Raw genomic sequence first — 16448 nt, forward strand, 5'->3', positions numbered from 1 at the left:
AACCCCGCAGATTTTCATCTGCGGGGCTTTCGAATGGTGGAGGCCGAGGTCGGAATCGAACCGGCGTAGACGGATTTGCAATCCGGAGCATAACCACTTTGCTACTCGGCCTCAAAGTTCGGATCTAGCTGCTTACGCTTCGCTATCTCCTTGAAACACCGCACCTTTTCAAAGTTTGCTGCGTTTCGATGGGCGCCATTATGTCTGCATTCCTTCAACCTTGCAACCCCCTGAACATAAAAAAATTTCAGTGGGTTCAAGGTGTTAGCGCAAGCGACCGAGTTTGCTCCACAACCCAACCACTGCATTCTCAACAGTGCCGCTGGCCGCCATGCCGATACGCTCCTGCAAGCTCTTGCGCTCGGCGTAGTGCAGGTGGAACAGATTGGCCGTGCGGGCGCGGTCACTGAGGTATTCGTCACTGGTCTGCAGCTCATCGACCAGCTTGCGGTTCAGTGCGGCAACGCCGAGCCAGACCTCACCGGTGGCCACCTCATCGATGTGCAACTGCGGGCGGTAGCGGGACACAAAATCCTTGAACAGCTGATGGGTGATGTCCAGGTCTTCCTGAAACTTCTCCCGGCCCTTCTCGGTGTTCTCGCCAAACACGGTCAGGGTACGCTTGTACTCGCCGGCAGTCAGCACTTCAAAGTCGATGTCGTGTTTCTTCAGCAGGCGGTTAACGTTGGGCAACTGTGCCACCACACCGATCGAACCCAGCACGGCAAACGGTGCACTGACAATCTTCTCGCCGATGCACGCCATCATGTAGCCGCCGCTGGCCGCGACCTTGTCGATGCACACGGTGAGCGGGATGCCAGCCTGGCGGATGCGCGCCAGTTGCGAAGCCGCCAGGCCATAGCTGTGCACCAGGCCGCCGCCGCTTTCCAGGCGCAACACCACTTCGTCACGTGGGGTGGCCAGGGTGAGCAGGGCGGTGATCTCGTTACGCAGGCTTTCGGTAGCGGAGGCCTTGATATCGCCATCGAAATCGAGCACGAACACCCGGCCCTTCTCATCGGCCTTGCCCTTTTTCTGCTGTTTTTCCGCCTTGGCCTGCTGCTTGCGCAGGGCCTTGAGCTGAGCTTTGTCGAGCAGGCCGCTTTCCAGGCGCTCGCGCAGCTCTTTATAGAATTCGTTGAGGCGGGTGACCTGCAACTGCCCACCGGCCTTGCGCCGCCCCTTGCCACGCAAACCGGCGATGGCGGACAACACCACCAGGATGGCTATCACCAGGGTGGCGGTTTTGGCGAGAAAGCTTGCGTATTCTGCAAGAAACTCCACGTTGACTCCTTATGAACCTGCGCCCAGATCGGCGCGAAACTGTTGCAAGCATACCGTTGCGCCCGTGCCCTCGCCAGCCGAGGTAAACGCTGGCAACACAGTTCAAACAACCTTTTCAAACGCTTGTATGTTTTTTCGTTGACAGCCTGTGTAGCGCATCCTAACCTCGCAGCAACCTTCAACGCCGGATACCTCAGTGGGCAATCTCTACCTGATCCGACATGGCCAGGCCTCCTTCGGTGCAGACGACTACGACGTCCTCTCCCCTGTCGGTGTGCGCCAGAGCCAGGCCCTCGGCGAACATCTCGCCCAGCTCGGCCTGCGCCTGGACCGCTGCGTGGCCGGTGACCTGCGGCGCCAGCAGGACACTGCCCGGCACGCGCTGCAGGCGCTGAGCACAGGTGGTTGCGCGGTGCCGGCCATTGAGACCGACCCGGCCTTCAATGAGTTCGATGCCGATGGCGTGATCCGCGCCCTGCTCCCCGGCCTGTTGGCCGATGAGCCGCACGCCCGGGATATCCTGCGCAACGGCGCGCAAAACCGCAGCGAGTTCCAGCGCCTGTTCGCGCTGATGGTGCAACGCTGGCACGCTGGTGAACATGCCGATGACGGCCTGGAAACCTGGCAAGCGTTCACCGACCGGGTCGAAGCCGGCTTGCAGCGTGTACTGGGCAGCGCTGGCAGTGGCGACAACATCGCCGTGTTCACCTCCGGCGGCACCATTGCCGCCCTGCTCCACCTGATTACCCGAATCACCCCCAGCCAGGCCTTTGCGCTGAACTGGCAGATCATCAACACGTCGCTAAGCCAGCTGAAGTTCCGCGGCCGCGACGTGGCACTGGCTTCCTTCAACAGCCAAGCACATGTGCAGCTGTTGAGGGCGCCGGAGCTCATCACCTACCGTTGAGCCCGGCCCATAGTGTCCCTGCGGACGCGACTATCACTTAACAAGGAAAACACCATGAGCGATGTAGCTAAAGCCGTCGAGGCGATGAAAGCAAAATTCAACCCAGCTGCTGCGGCTGGCCTGGACCTGGTGTTCGGCTTCAACATCACCGACGAAGACAAGCACTATGCGCTGCTGGTCAAGGACGGTACCTGCGAGATCCAGGAAGGTGAAAACCCGGATGCCAACTGCACCCTGGTACTGGACAGCGAAACCCTCAAGGGCATCGTCAGCGGTGAAACCGACGGCATGCAGGCCTTCATGGGCGGCAAGCTGCGCGTCGAAGGCGACATGATGCTGTCGATGAAACTCAGCGAGCTGTTCCCTTCCTGAGTGATGGGCACAACCCATGATGAGAAAACCGAAGCCTGACCGGCTTCGGTTTTTTTTTGCCCGGCATTCGGTGCAGTGATCGACCAGCAACACCCTCACCTATATGGCACTTGGCACGCTTGTTCCACAGCGCCCTGGCCATTAGATTAGCCAATAGTCCTTGCGCCACATAATAAGGAAAACGCATGACGCTTACCGACCAGTCCACCCAGGTACGCCCCGGCGAAGAACTCGACGCGGCCGTCATCGATCCTTACCTGAAGGGCCATATCGCCGGCCTTGATGGCACCCCGAGCATCAGCCAGTTCCCTGGCGGCGCGTCCAACCTCACCTACCTGGTCAGCTACCCAGGCCGCGAGTTCGTGCTGCGCCGCCCACCGTTCGGCCAGAAGGCCAAGTCGGCCCATGACATGGGCCGCGAGTTCCGCATCCTCAACCAGCTCAACAGCGGCTTCCCGTATTGCCCCAAGGCCTACGCCCACTGCACCGACGAGACGCTGATCGGCGGTGAGTTCTACGTGATGGAGCGAGTGAAGGGTGTGATTCTGCGTTCGGACATCCCGCCCGAGCTTGGCCTGGATGCCAGCCGCACCGAAGCCCTGTGCAAAAGCTTCATCGACCGCCTGGTCGAGCTGCATCAGGTGGATTACCGCGCTTGTGGCCTGGCTGACCTGGGCAAGCCAGAAGGTTATGTGCAGCGGCAGATCGAGGGCTGGACCAGCCGCTACGAGAAAGCCCTGACTCCGGATGCCCCCCGCTGGGAGAACGTGATCGCCTGGCTGCGCGAGAAGATGCCGGCCGACCACCCGCGCCCGGGTATCGTGCACAACGACTACCGCTTCGACAACGTGATCCTCGATGCCGACAACCCCATGCGCATCATCGGCGTGCTCGACTGGGAGATGGCCACCATCGGCGACCCGCTGATGGACCTTGGCAACAGCCTGGCCTATTGGATTGAGGCGAGCGACCCGGCACCCGTGCAGCTGATGCGCCGCCAGCCAAGCAACGCCCCGGGCATGCTCACGCGCCGCCAGTTCGTCGACTACTACGCCGAGCGCGCTGGCATCCGCCTGGACAACTTCGATTACTACTATTGCTATGGACTGTTCCGCCTGGCCGGTATCGTCCAGCAGATCTACTTCCGCTACTACCACGGCCAGACCCAGGACAAACGCTTCGCCCAGTTCATTCACATGAACCGGTTGCTGGAGCAAATGAGCCTGCAGGTTATCGGCAAGTCCACGCTCTGACGCCAGACAACAAGGAAAACAGCATGTCCAAGACCCAACTGTTCGACCTCGACGGCAAGATTGCCTTCGTCTCCGGTGCCAGCCGCGGCATCGGTGAGGCCATTGCCCATCTGCTGGCCCAGCAAGGTGCCCACGTGATCGTCTCCAGCCGCAAGCTGGAAGGCTGCCAGCAGGTGGCCGACGCCATCACCGCGGCAGGCGGCAAGGCCACGCCAGTAGCCTGCCATATCGGTGAGATGGAGCAGATCCAGCAGGTGTTTGCCGGTATCCGTGAACAGTTCGGGCGCCTGGACATCCTGGTCAACAACGCAGCCACCAACCCACAGTTCTGCAACGTGCTCGACACCGACCTGAGTGCCTTCCAGAAGACCGTCGACGTGAACATTCGCGGCTACTTCTTCATGTCGGTGGAAGCCGGCAAGCTGATGCGCGAAAACGGTGGCGGCAGCATCATCAACGTGGCCTCGATCAACGGCGTTTCGCCGGGCCTGTTCCAGGGCATCTATTCGGTGACCAAGGCTGCGGTGATCAACATGACCAAGGTGTTCGCAAAAGAGTGTGCGCAGTTCGGCATTCGCTGCAATGCCTTGCTGCCAGGCCTGACCGATACCAAGTTCGCCTCGGCGCTGGTGAAGAACGACGCCATCCTCAATGCCGCGCTGCAGCAGATCCCGCTCAAGCGGGTGGCCGACCCCAAGGAAATGGCCGGTGCCGTGCTGTATCTGGCCAGCGACGCTTCCAGCTACACCACCGGTACCGCACTGAATGTCGACGGTGGTTTCCTGTCCTGATCAGAGCTTGAGGGCCCTTTCGCGGGTGAACCCGCTCCCACAGGTTCTGTGTGGTTTTGTGGGAGCGGGTTTACCCGCGAAGAGGCCGGTAGCGCAAAGACATTACAGGCAGGTCGCCGCTGCTGCACGGCGCTGCAAGGCCATGCCGTCATTCTTCTGCGCGTAGTAATCCACCCGCGTTCCGCCCGCCTGCGGATAGACATCGACGAACGACTCCGCCTCGCGGGTGTAAACAGTCAACCCGCCCTGCTTGCGCGGCTGCAGATAGCCACTGGCATCGTCGCCGAACACATCCTCCTTCTGCCAGCTGAACTGGATGCACTGGGCCACCTGTTCCGGCGCCTTGCGCGAATCGAGCTGGGCCGTCGGCTTGCCACCGCGCGCCGCATCCATGGTCGCGCTCGCGCAACCGACCAACACCAGCGCCGCAGCCATCGGCAGAATTGCTCGCATGTTCCATCCTCGGGGCAAAAAGAAAGCGACTCTAGCATTGCGAATGAATTGTCCCAAGCGGGCCGCTGTCGCAGATAGGGAATGCAACCAAGGAGAGCCCCATGCAAGCCAGACACCTGTTACCTGCACTGCTGATTGCCAGCCTGCCCGCGCTGAGCTTCGCTGCCCCCTCGGCAGAAGAGAGCATCAAGGCGCCCGAAACCCACAACCGTGAACTCAAGGTCGGCGACAAGGCCCCCGACCAGTACAAACGCGATGACCAGGCCATCAGCGACTGGAAAGCCAAGGGGCTGCCCGCCCCGGAAAAGGAAAGCCACTGGGTGCGCATGGGTGAGCATTATGTGCTGATCCAGATCACCAATGGCGTGGTGCTGGCGATCCATCCCGTGTCCTGAAGCCACCCGTCGTTGGGCCTGAGCTGATCCACTCCCGCCGTGCAAGCATGCCACTCATCGCTCGCACGGCATTTTTTTGCCCGCCGGGGAAACCAAATGGATCGATCCCAGTCTGAGTGAGTGCCCCGTAAACTTATGCGGATCAAGGACCTATATACAGATGACCCGCTTTGCAAGCTTTTCGCTGATCGCCGCCTTCCTGCTTTTGTCGGGCTGCTATCACGACCACTACCGTGATGACGGTGGCTGGCGCGATGACGACCGCGGCCACCGTCACCACCACCGGCATGATCGCGACGATGACGACGACCGCCAATGGCGCGGTGACCGTTACGACCGCTGACGCGTCTCCCCTACCCTGACCCGCCGCCCGACCGTGCGGCAACTTAACCTGATGATTCCTTTGAGGTTCAAATCATGCGTCTGACTCTGCCTTCCATTGCCCTCGGCCTGCTGCTGTGCCAGGGCGCTTTCGCCGGTGACGGTACTGCCGCCATTGGCGGTGGCCTGGGTGGTGTGCTGGGCAACGTGGTTGGCCAGCAACTCGGCGGCCGCACTGGCGCGGCCATCGGCGCCGGTGTCGGCGGCGCAGCCGGTAGTGCGGTAGGCGCGAAGAAAGGCAACCGTACCGAAGCTGCCATCGGCGGTGGCCTGGGCTCGGCTGGTGGTTCGCTGCTGGGCGGCGCAGTAGGTGGCAAGACCGGCTCCACCGTCGGTGCCGGCCTGGGCGGTGCAGCCGGTGGTGCCCTGGGCAACCACCTGGGCGACAACGGTGGTAGCAAGAAGCACCGCCATCACCGCCATCACTGAGTAATGACAGTAAATAGGGCCGCATCTTGCGGCCCTTTTCTTTTGTGCCAGGGTGCAAACACTGCAGCACATCAACACCACCTTCACCGCAAGCTGCCACACTGACTGCTACTGTCTTCCGTGCCCCTTTGAGTGAAGGAACACCCCCGCCCCATGAACCAGGAACTGCTCTGGGTCCTCGGCCTGCTGGCTGTCGTCGTCGTCCTCTTCGTCATCAACCGCCCGCGCATGGACGTGGTCGCCTTGCTGGTGATTCTCGCCCTGCCGCTGTCGGGCATCCTTACCGTGGAACAGGCCCTGGCCGGTTTCAGCGACCCCAACGTGGTGCTGATTGCCGCGTTGTTCGTGATCGGCGAAGGCCTGGTGCGCACCGGCATTGCCTACCGCATTGGTGAATGGATGAGCGAACGGGCCGGCAACAGTGAGGCCCGCCTGCTGGTGCTGCTGATGGTTTCGGTGGCCGGGCTGGGTTCGGTGATGAGCTCGACCGGCGTGGTGGCGATCTTCATCCCCGTGGTGCTGAGCATTGCCGCACGCCTGAAGCTTTCGCCCAGCCGGCTGATGATGCCGCTGAGCTTCGCCGGCCTGAGCAGCGGCATGCTCAGCCTGGTAGCCACGCCACCCAACGTGGTGGTGCACAGTGAACTGGTACGCCATGGCGCGCCCGGCTTCAGCTTCTTCAGTTTCACCCCGTTCGGCCTGGTGGTGCTGGTACTGGGCATCGGTTACATGCTGCTGACCCGCCACTGGCTCAATGGCGAAGTGCGCAAGGACGGCCGTGTGGAAAGCCGCCGCACGCTGCTCGACCTGGTGCTCGATTACAAGCTCAATGGCCGCGAACGGCGCCTGCGCATTCGCCCGCACTCGCCACTGATCGGCCATACCCTGGGCGAACTGGAGCTGCGCACAAAGCACGGCGCCAACGTGATCGGCATCGAACGCCAGCACAAGTTCACCACCCGGGTGATTGCCGCAGACTCGAACACCGTGCTGCACCAGGGTGATGTGCTGCTGCTCGACCTGTTCGCCAACCGCGACGACCTGCGCACCCTCTGCCAGACCATGCAGCTGGAGCCGTTGCACTTCAAGGCGGCCTACTTCATCGATCAGTCTCAGGAGCTGGGCATGGCCGAAGTATCGCTGCCGCCGGGCTCGCAACTGATCGGCAAGAGCATTCTGGAGTTGGCCTTTCGCACCCGCTACGACCTCAACGTGGTCGGCCTGCGCCGCGAACAGGCGGCCATCGACGAGCAACTGGTTGAAGAGAAGCTGCGCCTGGGCGATACGCTGCTGGTGGTCGGCCCGTGGAAGGCCGTGCGCCAGTTGCAAAGCCAACCCAAGGACTTTCTGGTGCTGAGCCTGCCGGCCGAAATCGACCAGGTTGCGCCAGCCCGTACCCGCGCGCCGTATGCCCTTGTGAGCCTGGCGGTGATGGTCGGGCTGATGGTCAGCGGCGCCGTGCCCAATGTCATCGCCGCGCTGATCGGCTGCCTGCTGATGGGCGCCGGGCGCTGTATCGACATGAACAGCGCCTACCGGGCCATTCACTGGCAGAGCCTGGTACTGATCGTCGGCATGCTGCCATTCGCCCAGGCGCTGCAGAAAACCGGCGGCATCGACCTGGCCGTGGGCGGGCTGGTCAGCCTGCTGGGCGGCGCCGGGCCGCTGGCCATGCTGGCCTGCCTGTTCACAGTAACGGCTGTCATCGGCCTGTTCATTTCCAACACCGCCACCGCCGTGCTGATGGCGCCGGTAGCAATCAGCACGGCAACGCAACTGGGCCTGTCGCCCTACCCGTTCGCCATGACCGTGGCGCTGGCGGCATCGGCGGCGTTCATGACGCCAGTCTCGTCACCGGTCAACACCCTGGTACTTGGCCCTGGCCAGTACCGTTTTGGCGACTTCGTCAAGATCGGTGTGCCCTTCACTGTACTGGTGATGCTGGTGACCCTACTGATGGTGCCGTGGTTCTTCGGCCTGTAAGCAATCTGGCAAGGAATAGAGGCTATTTGCCACCAATTTGCACGATTACGGCAGATTGACATCAAGCACCCCGTGCCAACACACTGACGCGTCAACGCCCCAGGTGCTCATTGCCGTTGTCCTGGATTTCGTTTCCGCTTGTCGGTCGAGCCTATGGTATTTCCAGCACATTCGCGCTTTTTGCCCTATATCGCCTTGTTCGGCCTGACCTTTGCCCTGACCCTCGGCGGCATCCTGGCTCGGCCTATCGAATCGTTGTCGCTGTTCTGGCCAGTCAATGCGGTGCTGGCCGGCGTACTCTTGCGTTATCCACGCCAGGCCAACCTCATGGGCTTTAGCCTGGTGTGGCTGGCGATGGTCGTAGCCGACCTGGCGTGCGGCAGTGCCTGGGCACCCGCCCTGTGGTTCAACCTGTGCAACCTCGGCGTAGTGGTGACGGTGTGGTGGCTGCTGTCACGCCTGCCCCGCCTGCATCGGCGCATGCGCACTCCGCACGGTGTGCTCAGTGTGTTCGGCGCCTGCGCTGCAGGTGCCGTGGTGGCCGCCAGCATGGCCTGTGCAATGGCCGCTCCGTGGTTCGAAAAGTCGCTGCAGGCCACCTGGCTGGCCTGGTTCAGCGAACAGTTCTCGACCAGCGTGCTGGTGCTGCCGATCCTCCTTACCGCCCCCTCGGCTCGCGCCCTGGTGCGCAGCGGCGCCCAGGCCATCCGCCTGGCTCCCTTGCTGGTGCTGCTGGCTTCCCTGGCGTTCAGCATCGCTTTCGGCGGGCCAGGCGCCATTGCGTTTCCGATTGCCGCACTGCTGTGGTGTGCCTGGACGTACTCGCCGTTCCTGGTGTCCTTGCTGACGCTCACCGCCGGCAGCACGCTGATCGTGGCCGTGGCGCAGAACCTCATGCACTTCAGCGTGCCGCAGAGCGAACCCGGGGTCACCACACTGATGTCGGCACGCCTGGGTATCGCCATGCTGGTTCTCGGGCCACTGGTGGTGGCCTGTGTCAGCCAGGCCAATCGCAGCCTGCTGGCGCGCCTGGCGCACCAGGCCACCATCGACCACCTCACCGGCCTGCTCAGCCGAAGTGCCTTCAGCCGCCGCGCCAATGCCCTGCTCGAGAGCCGCCAGCAACACGCCCAAGGGCTGCCGCTGACCCTGATGATGCTCGACATCGATCACTTCAAGTCGATCAACGACCGCCATGGCCATGCGGTAGGTGATCAGGTGTTGCGCCAGTTCGCCCGCACACTGCAGGACCACTTACACGACGAAGAACTGCTCGCCCGGCTGGGCGGCGAGGAATTCGTGTTGGTGCTCCCGGGGCTGGCGCCGGAGCGGGCCGAGTTCACCGCCGAACGCCTGCGCCGTGCCGTGCAGGACCTGCACCTGGCCCAAGGCGATGACCGCCTGCAAATCACGGTCAGCATCGGCGTCGCCGGCTGCGCAGCAGACGAAGCCGCCCCCAGCCTGGACGAACTGCTGGCGCGCGCCGACCAGGCGCTGTACCGGGCCAAGGCACAGGGCCGCAATCGCGTCGAGCAGGCCGAGCCGCAGCGCCAGGTGATCTGACTTCAGCCCATCAACAAGTCCCAGGACAGTTTGGCAATCAGTACGCACAGCAGGATCAGGAACAGCCCGCGCACGAACCCGGCGCCCTTGCGCACTGCCAGCCAGGTCCCGGTCAAGGCGCCGAGGATGTTGCACGCGGCCATCGGCAAGGCGATGGCGTACAGCACATTGCCCGATGGCACGAAGAACACCAGGGCCGCCAGGTTGGTGGCAATGTTGACGACCTTCGCCGACGCCGAGGCATGCAGGAAATCGAGGGCGAAGAAGCGGATGAACAGGAAGATCAGGAAGCTGCCGGTGCCCGGGCCGAACAAGCCGTCATAGAAACCGATCGCCCCCCCGATCAACACCGCCAGGCACTGCTCCCGGCGGCCGATTTTCGCCGGTTTGTGCAAAGTGCCGAAGTCTTTCTTGCAGAAGGTGTAGATCGCCATCAGCACGATCAGCACCAGCACTGCCGGGCGCATTACGCTGGGAGGCACCAGCGAAACAGTGGCCGCCCCCGCGAACGACATGATGAAGGCGCTGACTGCCGCCGGCACGATAAGGCCCCAGTCCAGGGTCACCTTGCGAATGAACGAGCGTGCAGCAAACGCCGTACCGCACACCGAAGCCAGCTTGTTGCTGCCCAGCAACGCTGCCGGTTGCGCCGTGGGCAGTACGTTGAACAGCGCCGGGATCTGAATCAGCCCGCCGCCGCCGACAGCGGCATCGATCAGGCCGGCAGCGAAAGCGAACAGGGAAAGTACGGCGATATCCATCATGGCGCGGTTCCAGGCAGTGAAGACAGACTGCAAGGCTAATCAAAGCGGCGCGCTTGTGTTGAAATGCCATATTGCAACAACTGCAACAAGGAACCCTCCATGGCTTTGAACATGCTGCGCGAAATCCAGGCCTTCGTCAGTGTTGCGCACAAGCGCAGCTTTGTTGCCGCCGCACGCGCCCTGGGCCGCTCACCCAGCGCGGTGACCCGTGCGGTACAAACCCTGGAAGACAACAGCGGGTGCAAGCTGCTTAACCGCAACGCCAACGCCGTGAGCCTCACCGAAGCCGGTGAGCGCCTGCTGCCCCATGCCGAACGCTTGCTGGATGTGCAACGCGACGCAGCCGATGAACTGGCCGCGCTCTCCGGCAGTGCGCAAGGCTGGGTGCGCTTTGCCGCGCCGCAACTGCTCGGCGAGCATGTATTGCCTGGCGTGCTGGCCAGCTTCAGCCAGCGCCACCCACAAGTGACCCTCGACGTGCAATACAGCGACGCAGCCCTCGACCCCTTGCACGGCAAGCTGGATTTCGTGATACGCGGCGCCTTTCCCCAATCGAGCGAACTGATTGGTTATCCATTGTGGCGCTACCACCGCCATCTTTATGCCAGCCCGGCCTATATCGCCCGAGCCGGCATGCCCGAGCAGCCCGAGCAGCTGGACAGGCACGCCCTGATCCTGCATACCGCCCCGCGCATCCTCAAAGCCTGGCACTTCTGCCGCGACGGTCAGATCACCAGCTTGCGCCCGCATCCACGCTTGCGTCTGGGCTCTGGTGACGCGGTGTATCACAGTACCCTGGCCGGTGCCGGCATCGCACGGCTGGCCGACTGGGTGGCAGAAGCGCAGGTGAAGGCAGGGCGCCTGGTACGGGTGTGCGCAGATTACCGGCTGACCTCAAGCACAGGGCAGGACCCTCAGATGCATGCGGTATACCCCTCCGGCGAGCTACCCGCCCGGGTACGCGAACTGCTGCTGGCCTTGCGCCAGGCTGGCGAAGCCGCCTTTGAACGGGCGGGCTGAACGCTGTTCAAATTCTGCTCAATTTAACAGAGCCCGCAAATGGCCTGGCCTCCAGCATTTTATCCACAGACCTACCCACGTTTTTTGTGGACAGATTTCCCTAAGCAATGAAGGACTTATCGCACCGTCAGCAGCGCAACATTCGCCGCCTTGACCAGCTCGATCCATTCCTGCGCGCTGATCACCCCAGACTGCTCCAGAGACTCGGCACAGCGCAGTGCCTGATCGTATTGATCCTCTTCGAGGATGCCTTCGCTGAGATAACGGCTACGCCACTCCAGCATGGCTGAAGTGCCCTTCTTGCATTCCATCTATGTACAGACTCCCAAGGCAAAAGACTGGGATCGCTATGTACGACCCATTATGACGCAGCGGGAGACTACACGAGGCTTTTACACTTGAGAACGACTTGCACCTACCGCTAGTCAGCGGTATGGCCGGGGAGAACTGCCAGAATCAGGCAGGAATCTGGCCCATCTAGCGAGGTAGACGGGCCGGAGGGCGTAAGGAGAGTCAGCTTGGCGGAATGGTGCCGAGCAGGCCGATCAGAACGGTCAACAGCAGAAAGCCACCCAGAAACAGCGCGAGCTTGCCCATCGGAACCTCTTCAATGTGATAGCAGGGACGAAGAGCATTGTCGGCTTGAGGCTGATACGGTTACAGATTCAGGTTCGAGGAAAAAAAGCGGATCAGATGAGGCGGCGCCCCTCCCTTGACTGCCCCTGGCAGCAGTTCGCCAGAGACAGAATGCGCGCCCGACAGACGGAAAACGCAGCCATTTGCGCCGCACGGCAAGTTGTAACATTCAGTTTCATCTTCCCGACCCACAGTAGCCAGCCCAACGCATCCGATCGAGGCTACTTCCGTGTTGCAACGTCTGTTCTGTTCCGTGTCCCTGCTTACCCTGGCCATTTCCGCTGCGCATGCCGCCGACACACTCGACACGCCGCGCCTGGCCGGCATGGACAACTTCCGCGACATCGCCGGCACCACCAGCGCTTACACCACCAGCCATGATGGCGTCATGCGCGCCGGGGTGTTCTACCGCTCCAATGCCCTGACCCCGTCAGCAGCCGACCTCACCGTCCTCAACGGCCTGGGTATCAGCGATGTCTACGACCTGCGCACCCCCAGCGAAATCGCCAGCACACCCGACACCCTGCCGGCCGGCGCCCGCTACACCAACATCGACATCATCGGTAGCACCCCCTCCGGCTCGAACATCACCAACATCTCGTTCACCAGCGCTGCCCAGGCGCGGGCCATGATGCAGGAAACCAACCGCGCCTTCGTCAGCGATGCCGGCATGCGCGGGCAGTTCAGCGTGCTGTTCAACGAACTGGCCAGCGCTGACGGCGCAGCGCTGTTCCATTGCACCGCCGGCAAGGACCGCACCGGCTGGACTGCCGCGGTGCTGCTGAGCATCGCCGGGGTCGACGACGCGACCATCATGAGCAACTACTTGGCCACCAACGACTACACCGCCGCCCGTGTCGCAGCGACGCTGGCGGCCATGCCGGCGAGCATGGCCGAGGTCTACGCGCCGCTGCTCGGGGTCGAAGCCAGCTACCTGCAAGCAGGCCTGGATGAAGTCACTGCCGCCTACGGCAGCATGGCTAACTACCTGAAACAGGGCCTGGGGCTGTCGCAAGAAACCATCTACGTGCTACGCGGCAAGATGGTGCGCTACGCCACCCTGCCCGGCGAAGCCGGCCTGCTGGGCAACGCCGCTGCCGGTGCACAGCTACTGCGCCAGTTGCAGGACACCTCGCTGTCGGGCAGCTATAGCGCCTACAACTACTACCTGCAGTCGGCCATCGACGCCGGTACGCTGGGCGGTGTCGAGTCGACCGTGGGTGGGCAGGTGCATGCCGACGCCGCCAGCTACCTGCTACGCCAAGGGGCGATGATCGACCGTGCGGCCGCGCCCTTTGCCGATGGCAGCGACCTCAAGGTCGGCCAGGCGCGTCTGTGGAGCACCGCACTGGCCGGCTACCTGGGCACCGATGGATCGCCCCACACCGCCAGCAGCAACGAGCACAGCCAAGGCCTGATGGTCGGGCTGACCCAGCGGTTCTCCGAACAGCTCAGCGCCCATGCCGGTTTCGGCTACAGCAACGGTAAGGTCGGCGGTGCCGGTGGCGAGGCGGACACCGACCTGACCTTCCTCAGCCTGGGTGCGCGCTTTGCGCCGAATGGCCTGGAACAAGGTTTGTTCATCGATGCCGATGCCAGCGCCGGTTGGCTCGACTATTCGAGCAAACGCGAACTCGGTGGCGGCCTGGGCACGGCCAAGGGCGACAGCCACGGTACCCTGGCAGGAGGCAGCCTGGCACTGGGTTATCGCCTGCCCACCGGCGCCCTCGTGCTGGAGCCGAGCCTGGGGCTGCGGGTCAGCCGCGTGGACCTCAACGGTTTCACCGAGAAAGGCAGCGAACTGGCGTTGCAGGTAGATGACCTGAAAGAAACCCGACGCGCCGCCGTGGCCAACCTCAAGGCCTCCTTCGCGCCGGTGGCCATGGGCAGCTGGCAGCTAGTGCCGGGGGTCGAAGTGGGTTACGAGCATGCCCTGGGTGATCATCAGGTCGACAGCGAAGGTCACTTGCTGGGGCTGGATATCAAACAGCGCGCGGCCTTCGACAACCGCGACCAGTTCATTGGCGGCGTGAACCTGATGGCCAACCTCGGGGCACTGAGCGTCGGGGGCGAGGTGGCAGCCATGGGCGGGGGCGACAGCCATGGTGTCAGTGGCAGCCTGAAGGCCAGCTACGCATTCTGAAGATTTCAGGGGCTGCACAGCGGCCCCACTATCGGCGATCTCGCCGCATATCTGCGGGATTGAGCCCGAATGCCAACTTGAAATACTGGGCAAATCGCCCGGCATTGCTGAAACCATGGCGCAAGGCAACCTCTGCCACAGACCCTCCCTCCCCGCGCGCCAGTACTTCGCGCGCCTGCTCCAACCGCACCTGCCGCTGATAGCCAACGATCGACGTCCCGGCAAAACGCCGGAAGCCATCCTGCAACGCCCGCAGGCTGACATTGGCCATCCCCGCCAACTCGCTGACACTGACCTGGCTGGCGGGGTGCTCGCGCAGATAAGCCATGGCCACCTTCACATGGCGCGGTGCAATTGCCGGTGCCGGGTTGTGCAGCGCCTCGCTGTAGTTGTGCGGCCAGGTTTCGAGCAGCGCGTCGACCAGCATCTCCTGCAAGCGCACAGGCATCAGCAGACCGGTGCTGATCAGCTGGTCGAACTCGGTACCGGTTGCCAGTTCGAGCAAGGACCGGATCCCCTGAAACGCCGGATGGCTCAGGTCTACCTGCGGCGCAAAGCGAATCGGCGCTGGCAATGGCTGTTCAAGCAAGGTCGAAAGGCGCTCGGTAAACGCACCGCGGCGGATCGACATGCCGCACTGGGCGTGACCCTCGGTGATGCGCACCGAGCGGATGTCGAGCTTGTCCACCGCCAGGCCGACCTGGGCACCGCCGATCGACTCGCCGCGGTGGTCGAAGATGATCTTGCCCGCAGTGGGCAGCACAAAGGTGATTTCGTCCTGCGGCGCCGGCAGTACGATGGTGAAGTCGCCCTGATACTGCATGCGCCGCACACTCATGCCGTCGAAGCGGCCATAGACACCACCGATGGCGATGCCCTCGCCCAGCGGCGGCATGTCGGCATACAGGTTGCCGTACAGTTGCGTGAACAAAGCAGCGAACTCGTCGCTGCGCATGTCGCAGGAACGCAGCATGAACTGCTTGCGGGTCGTGCCGGAATACACCGTGTCGCACACCTTGTGCCACGAAAGGGGACCGGAACACTATCAGCCACGCATGACGGGCGCATGACACCTGCCTCAGCCCAGCCAGCGCACCAAGGCAAAACCGGCGAAGGTCATCAGCAACGAACCCAGCACATGGGCCGAAACCGGGGCGGCCGCCCAGCTGTAGCGGCCATGCATGAGCATCGACAGCACTTCGGCGGAAAAGGTCGAGAAAGTAGGTGGCCGCAGGCCTCACCTTCTTCGGTTTGATGCTGTCGTGGAAGCCGGCGCCGGAGACACGGTCACTGAACCTTCAACAGGCTGCGGCGCTGAGCTGAAAGCGCGGTGTGAGTGTTATCGGGTTCGCCTGAGTTTCTCTGCTTTCAAGCGCCGATAAAGGGCCATTAACGGCCGCAGCATGGCCAGCCGGTCAAAGATCGACAGCGCATGCAGGTCGGTACGCGAAGGCCTTTGGTAACCCAGGTTCCAGGTGAAGTAGTAGGCCTGGATGTTCTTGTCGGTATGGATGAGCGTATTGAGGGCCGCATCATAGTGCATCGGCCCGCCGTCCGGGTGCCCGGGCGGGCGCTGCAGAATCTGCGCGAGAAAGTCCCGCAGCTTGCCCACGCTCTTGCCATTCACCGCATAGAAGTGCGCCAGGTGTATGGGGCGGTCGACCGGCGTCCAACGCGGGGTGTCCGAGTTGCCTTCACACGAATGCCCAAGGTAGGCAATGTCCCAATCCAGGCTTTGCAGGGCCTCGATGGCCTTTTTGCCATATGGGCCAATGCGCCTGGAAAACTGGATGTCGTCTTCCATGATCAGAATGTTTTTCACATTCAGGCGCATGGCTTCTTCCAGTATGTGCAGGTGGCTCATGAAGCAGCCTCGCACGCCTGCACTGGGGAAGCCCTCCTGTACCGTGGGCGTCACCGCTGGGAAAAAGCCGATCTTCTCATCATCGATCTGGAAGCCGTTACGTGCGAATTCGGCTTCGGTCTCTACGCGGCGGTCCGTTCTGGACGGGATATTGATGATTCTCGTTCGATCAAAGTAGTCGATCACATTCATCTTTCAGGTCCTTGGTAC

General features: G+C 62.6%; 17 protein-coding genes, 1 tRNA gene and 1 pseudogene. 12 read left to right on the plus strand and 7 right to left on the minus strand.

Annotated elements, in window-relative coordinates:
* Positions 1-37: 37 nt before the first annotated feature.
* Positions 38-111: transfer RNA gene (locus tag H040_RS07245), tRNA-Cys, on the minus strand.
* Between the two features lie 153 nt (positions 112-264).
* Entirely contained in the window at positions 265-1284 is a 1020-nt protein-coding gene (gene sohB / locus H040_RS07250) for a protease SohB (RefSeq protein ID WP_027920547.1), read from the minus strand.
* A gap of 196 nt (positions 1285-1480) precedes the next feature.
* On the opposite strand from sohB, the gene H040_RS07255 reads away from it, so the two are divergent.
* From H040_RS07255 to H040_RS07270, 4 genes are all read left to right on the plus strand, one after another.
* A complete protein-coding gene (locus H040_RS07255; RefSeq protein ID WP_027920548.1) occupies positions 1481-2191 on the plus strand; it encodes a histidine phosphatase family protein in 711 nt (236 codons plus the stop codon).
* 54 nt (positions 2192-2245) lie between these two features.
* Positions 2246-2563 carry an SCP2 sterol-binding domain-containing protein gene (locus tag H040_RS07260; protein ID WP_027920549.1) on the plus strand — a complete coding sequence of 106 codons (318 nt, stop codon included), beginning with the start codon at positions 2246-2248 and terminating at the stop codon, positions 2561-2563.
* A 185-nt stretch (positions 2564-2748) separates the two neighbouring features.
* A complete protein-coding gene (locus tag H040_RS07265) occupies positions 2749-3816 on the plus strand; it encodes a phosphotransferase family protein (protein WP_027920550.1) in 1068 nt (355 codons plus the stop codon).
* 23 nt (positions 3817-3839) lie between these two features.
* On the plus strand, positions 3840-4607 hold the full coding sequence (locus H040_RS07270; protein WP_027920551.1) for an SDR family oxidoreductase: 768 nt from the start codon (positions 3840-3842) through the stop codon (positions 4605-4607).
* Positions 4608-4709: 102 nt separating this feature from the next.
* On the opposite strand, the gene H040_RS07275 is transcribed toward H040_RS07270, so the two are convergent.
* Positions 4710-5060, minus strand: a complete 351-nt coding sequence (locus tag H040_RS07275) for a hypothetical protein (RefSeq protein WP_027920552.1) — start codon at positions 5058-5060, stop codon at positions 4710-4712.
* 101 nt (positions 5061-5161) lie between these two features.
* Between H040_RS07275 and H040_RS07280 the strand changes: the two genes are divergently transcribed.
* The 5 genes from H040_RS07280 to H040_RS07300 all read left to right on the plus strand — a co-directional run bounded on the left by H040_RS07280 (position 5162) and on the right by H040_RS07300 (position 9811).
* On the plus strand, positions 5162-5455 hold the full coding sequence (locus tag H040_RS07280) for an RcnB family protein (protein ID WP_027920553.1): 294 nt from the start codon (positions 5162-5164) through the stop codon (positions 5453-5455).
* A 160-nt stretch (positions 5456-5615) separates the two neighbouring features.
* Positions 5616-5798, plus strand: a complete 183-nt coding sequence (locus tag H040_RS07285) for a hypothetical protein (protein WP_027920554.1) — start codon at positions 5616-5618, stop codon at positions 5796-5798.
* A gap of 74 nt (positions 5799-5872) precedes the next feature.
* Positions 5873-6265 carry a glycine zipper domain-containing protein gene (locus H040_RS07290; protein ID WP_027920555.1) on the plus strand — a complete coding sequence of 131 codons (393 nt, stop codon included), beginning with the start codon at positions 5873-5875 and terminating at the stop codon, positions 6263-6265.
* A gap of 153 nt (positions 6266-6418) precedes the next feature.
* Positions 6419-8248 (plus strand): SLC13 family permease, encoded by a 1830-nt coding sequence (locus H040_RS07295; RefSeq protein WP_027920556.1) that lies wholly within the window; start codon positions 6419-6421, stop codon positions 8246-8248.
* Positions 8249-8386: 138 nt separating this feature from the next.
* Positions 8387-9811, plus strand: a complete 1425-nt coding sequence (locus tag H040_RS07300; protein ID WP_027920557.1) for a GGDEF domain-containing protein — start codon at positions 8387-8389, stop codon at positions 9809-9811.
* Between the two features lie 2 nt (positions 9812-9813).
* On the opposite strand, the gene H040_RS07305 is transcribed toward H040_RS07300, so the two are convergent.
* Complete coding sequence (locus tag H040_RS07305; RefSeq protein WP_027920558.1) at positions 9814-10575, minus strand: sulfite exporter TauE/SafE family protein; 762 nt, start codon at positions 10573-10575, stop codon at positions 9814-9816.
* A 99-nt stretch (positions 10576-10674) separates the two neighbouring features.
* On the opposite strand from H040_RS07305, the gene H040_RS07310 reads away from it, so the two are divergent.
* On the plus strand, positions 10675-11595 hold the full coding sequence (locus H040_RS07310; RefSeq protein ID WP_027920559.1) for a LysR family transcriptional regulator: 921 nt from the start codon (positions 10675-10677) through the stop codon (positions 11593-11595).
* Positions 11596-11711: 116 nt separating this feature from the next.
* Here H040_RS07310 and H040_RS07315 read toward each other — a convergent pair whose 3' ends face one another.
* Positions 11712-11906 (minus strand): hypothetical protein, encoded by a 195-nt coding sequence (locus H040_RS07315; RefSeq protein WP_027920560.1) that lies wholly within the window; start codon positions 11904-11906, stop codon positions 11712-11714.
* Between the two features lie 554 nt (positions 11907-12460).
* On the opposite strand from H040_RS07315, the gene H040_RS07325 reads away from it, so the two are divergent.
* Positions 12461-14374, plus strand: coding sequence for a tyrosine-protein phosphatase (locus tag H040_RS07325; protein WP_027920561.1), 1914 nt, complete (start codon positions 12461-12463; stop codon positions 14372-14374).
* Between the two features lie 28 nt (positions 14375-14402).
* On the opposite strand, the gene H040_RS07330 is transcribed toward H040_RS07325, so the two are convergent.
* Positions 14403-15377: an AraC family transcriptional regulator gene (locus H040_RS07330; RefSeq protein WP_027920562.1), complete on the minus strand. Its 975-nt coding sequence runs from the start codon at positions 15375-15377 to the stop codon at positions 14403-14405.
* Between the two features lie 224 nt (positions 15378-15601).
* On the opposite strand from H040_RS07330, the pseudogene H040_RS27665 reads away from it, so the two are divergent.
* Positions 15602-15697, plus strand: a pseudogene (locus tag H040_RS27665) (hypothetical protein); the annotation flags it as partial.
* Between the two features lie 16 nt (positions 15698-15713).
* On the opposite strand, the gene H040_RS07340 reads toward H040_RS27665, so the two are convergent.
* Positions 15714-16430, minus strand: coding sequence for a glycosyltransferase family 25 protein (locus H040_RS07340; RefSeq protein WP_027920563.1), 717 nt, complete (start codon positions 16428-16430; stop codon positions 15714-15716).
* Positions 16431-16448: the final 18 nt, after the last annotated feature.

The organism is Pseudomonas sp. URMO17WK12:I7, assembly GCF_003269045.1.
GTDB lineage: Bacteria > Pseudomonadota > Gammaproteobacteria > Pseudomonadales > Pseudomonadaceae > Aquipseudomonas > Aquipseudomonas putida_J.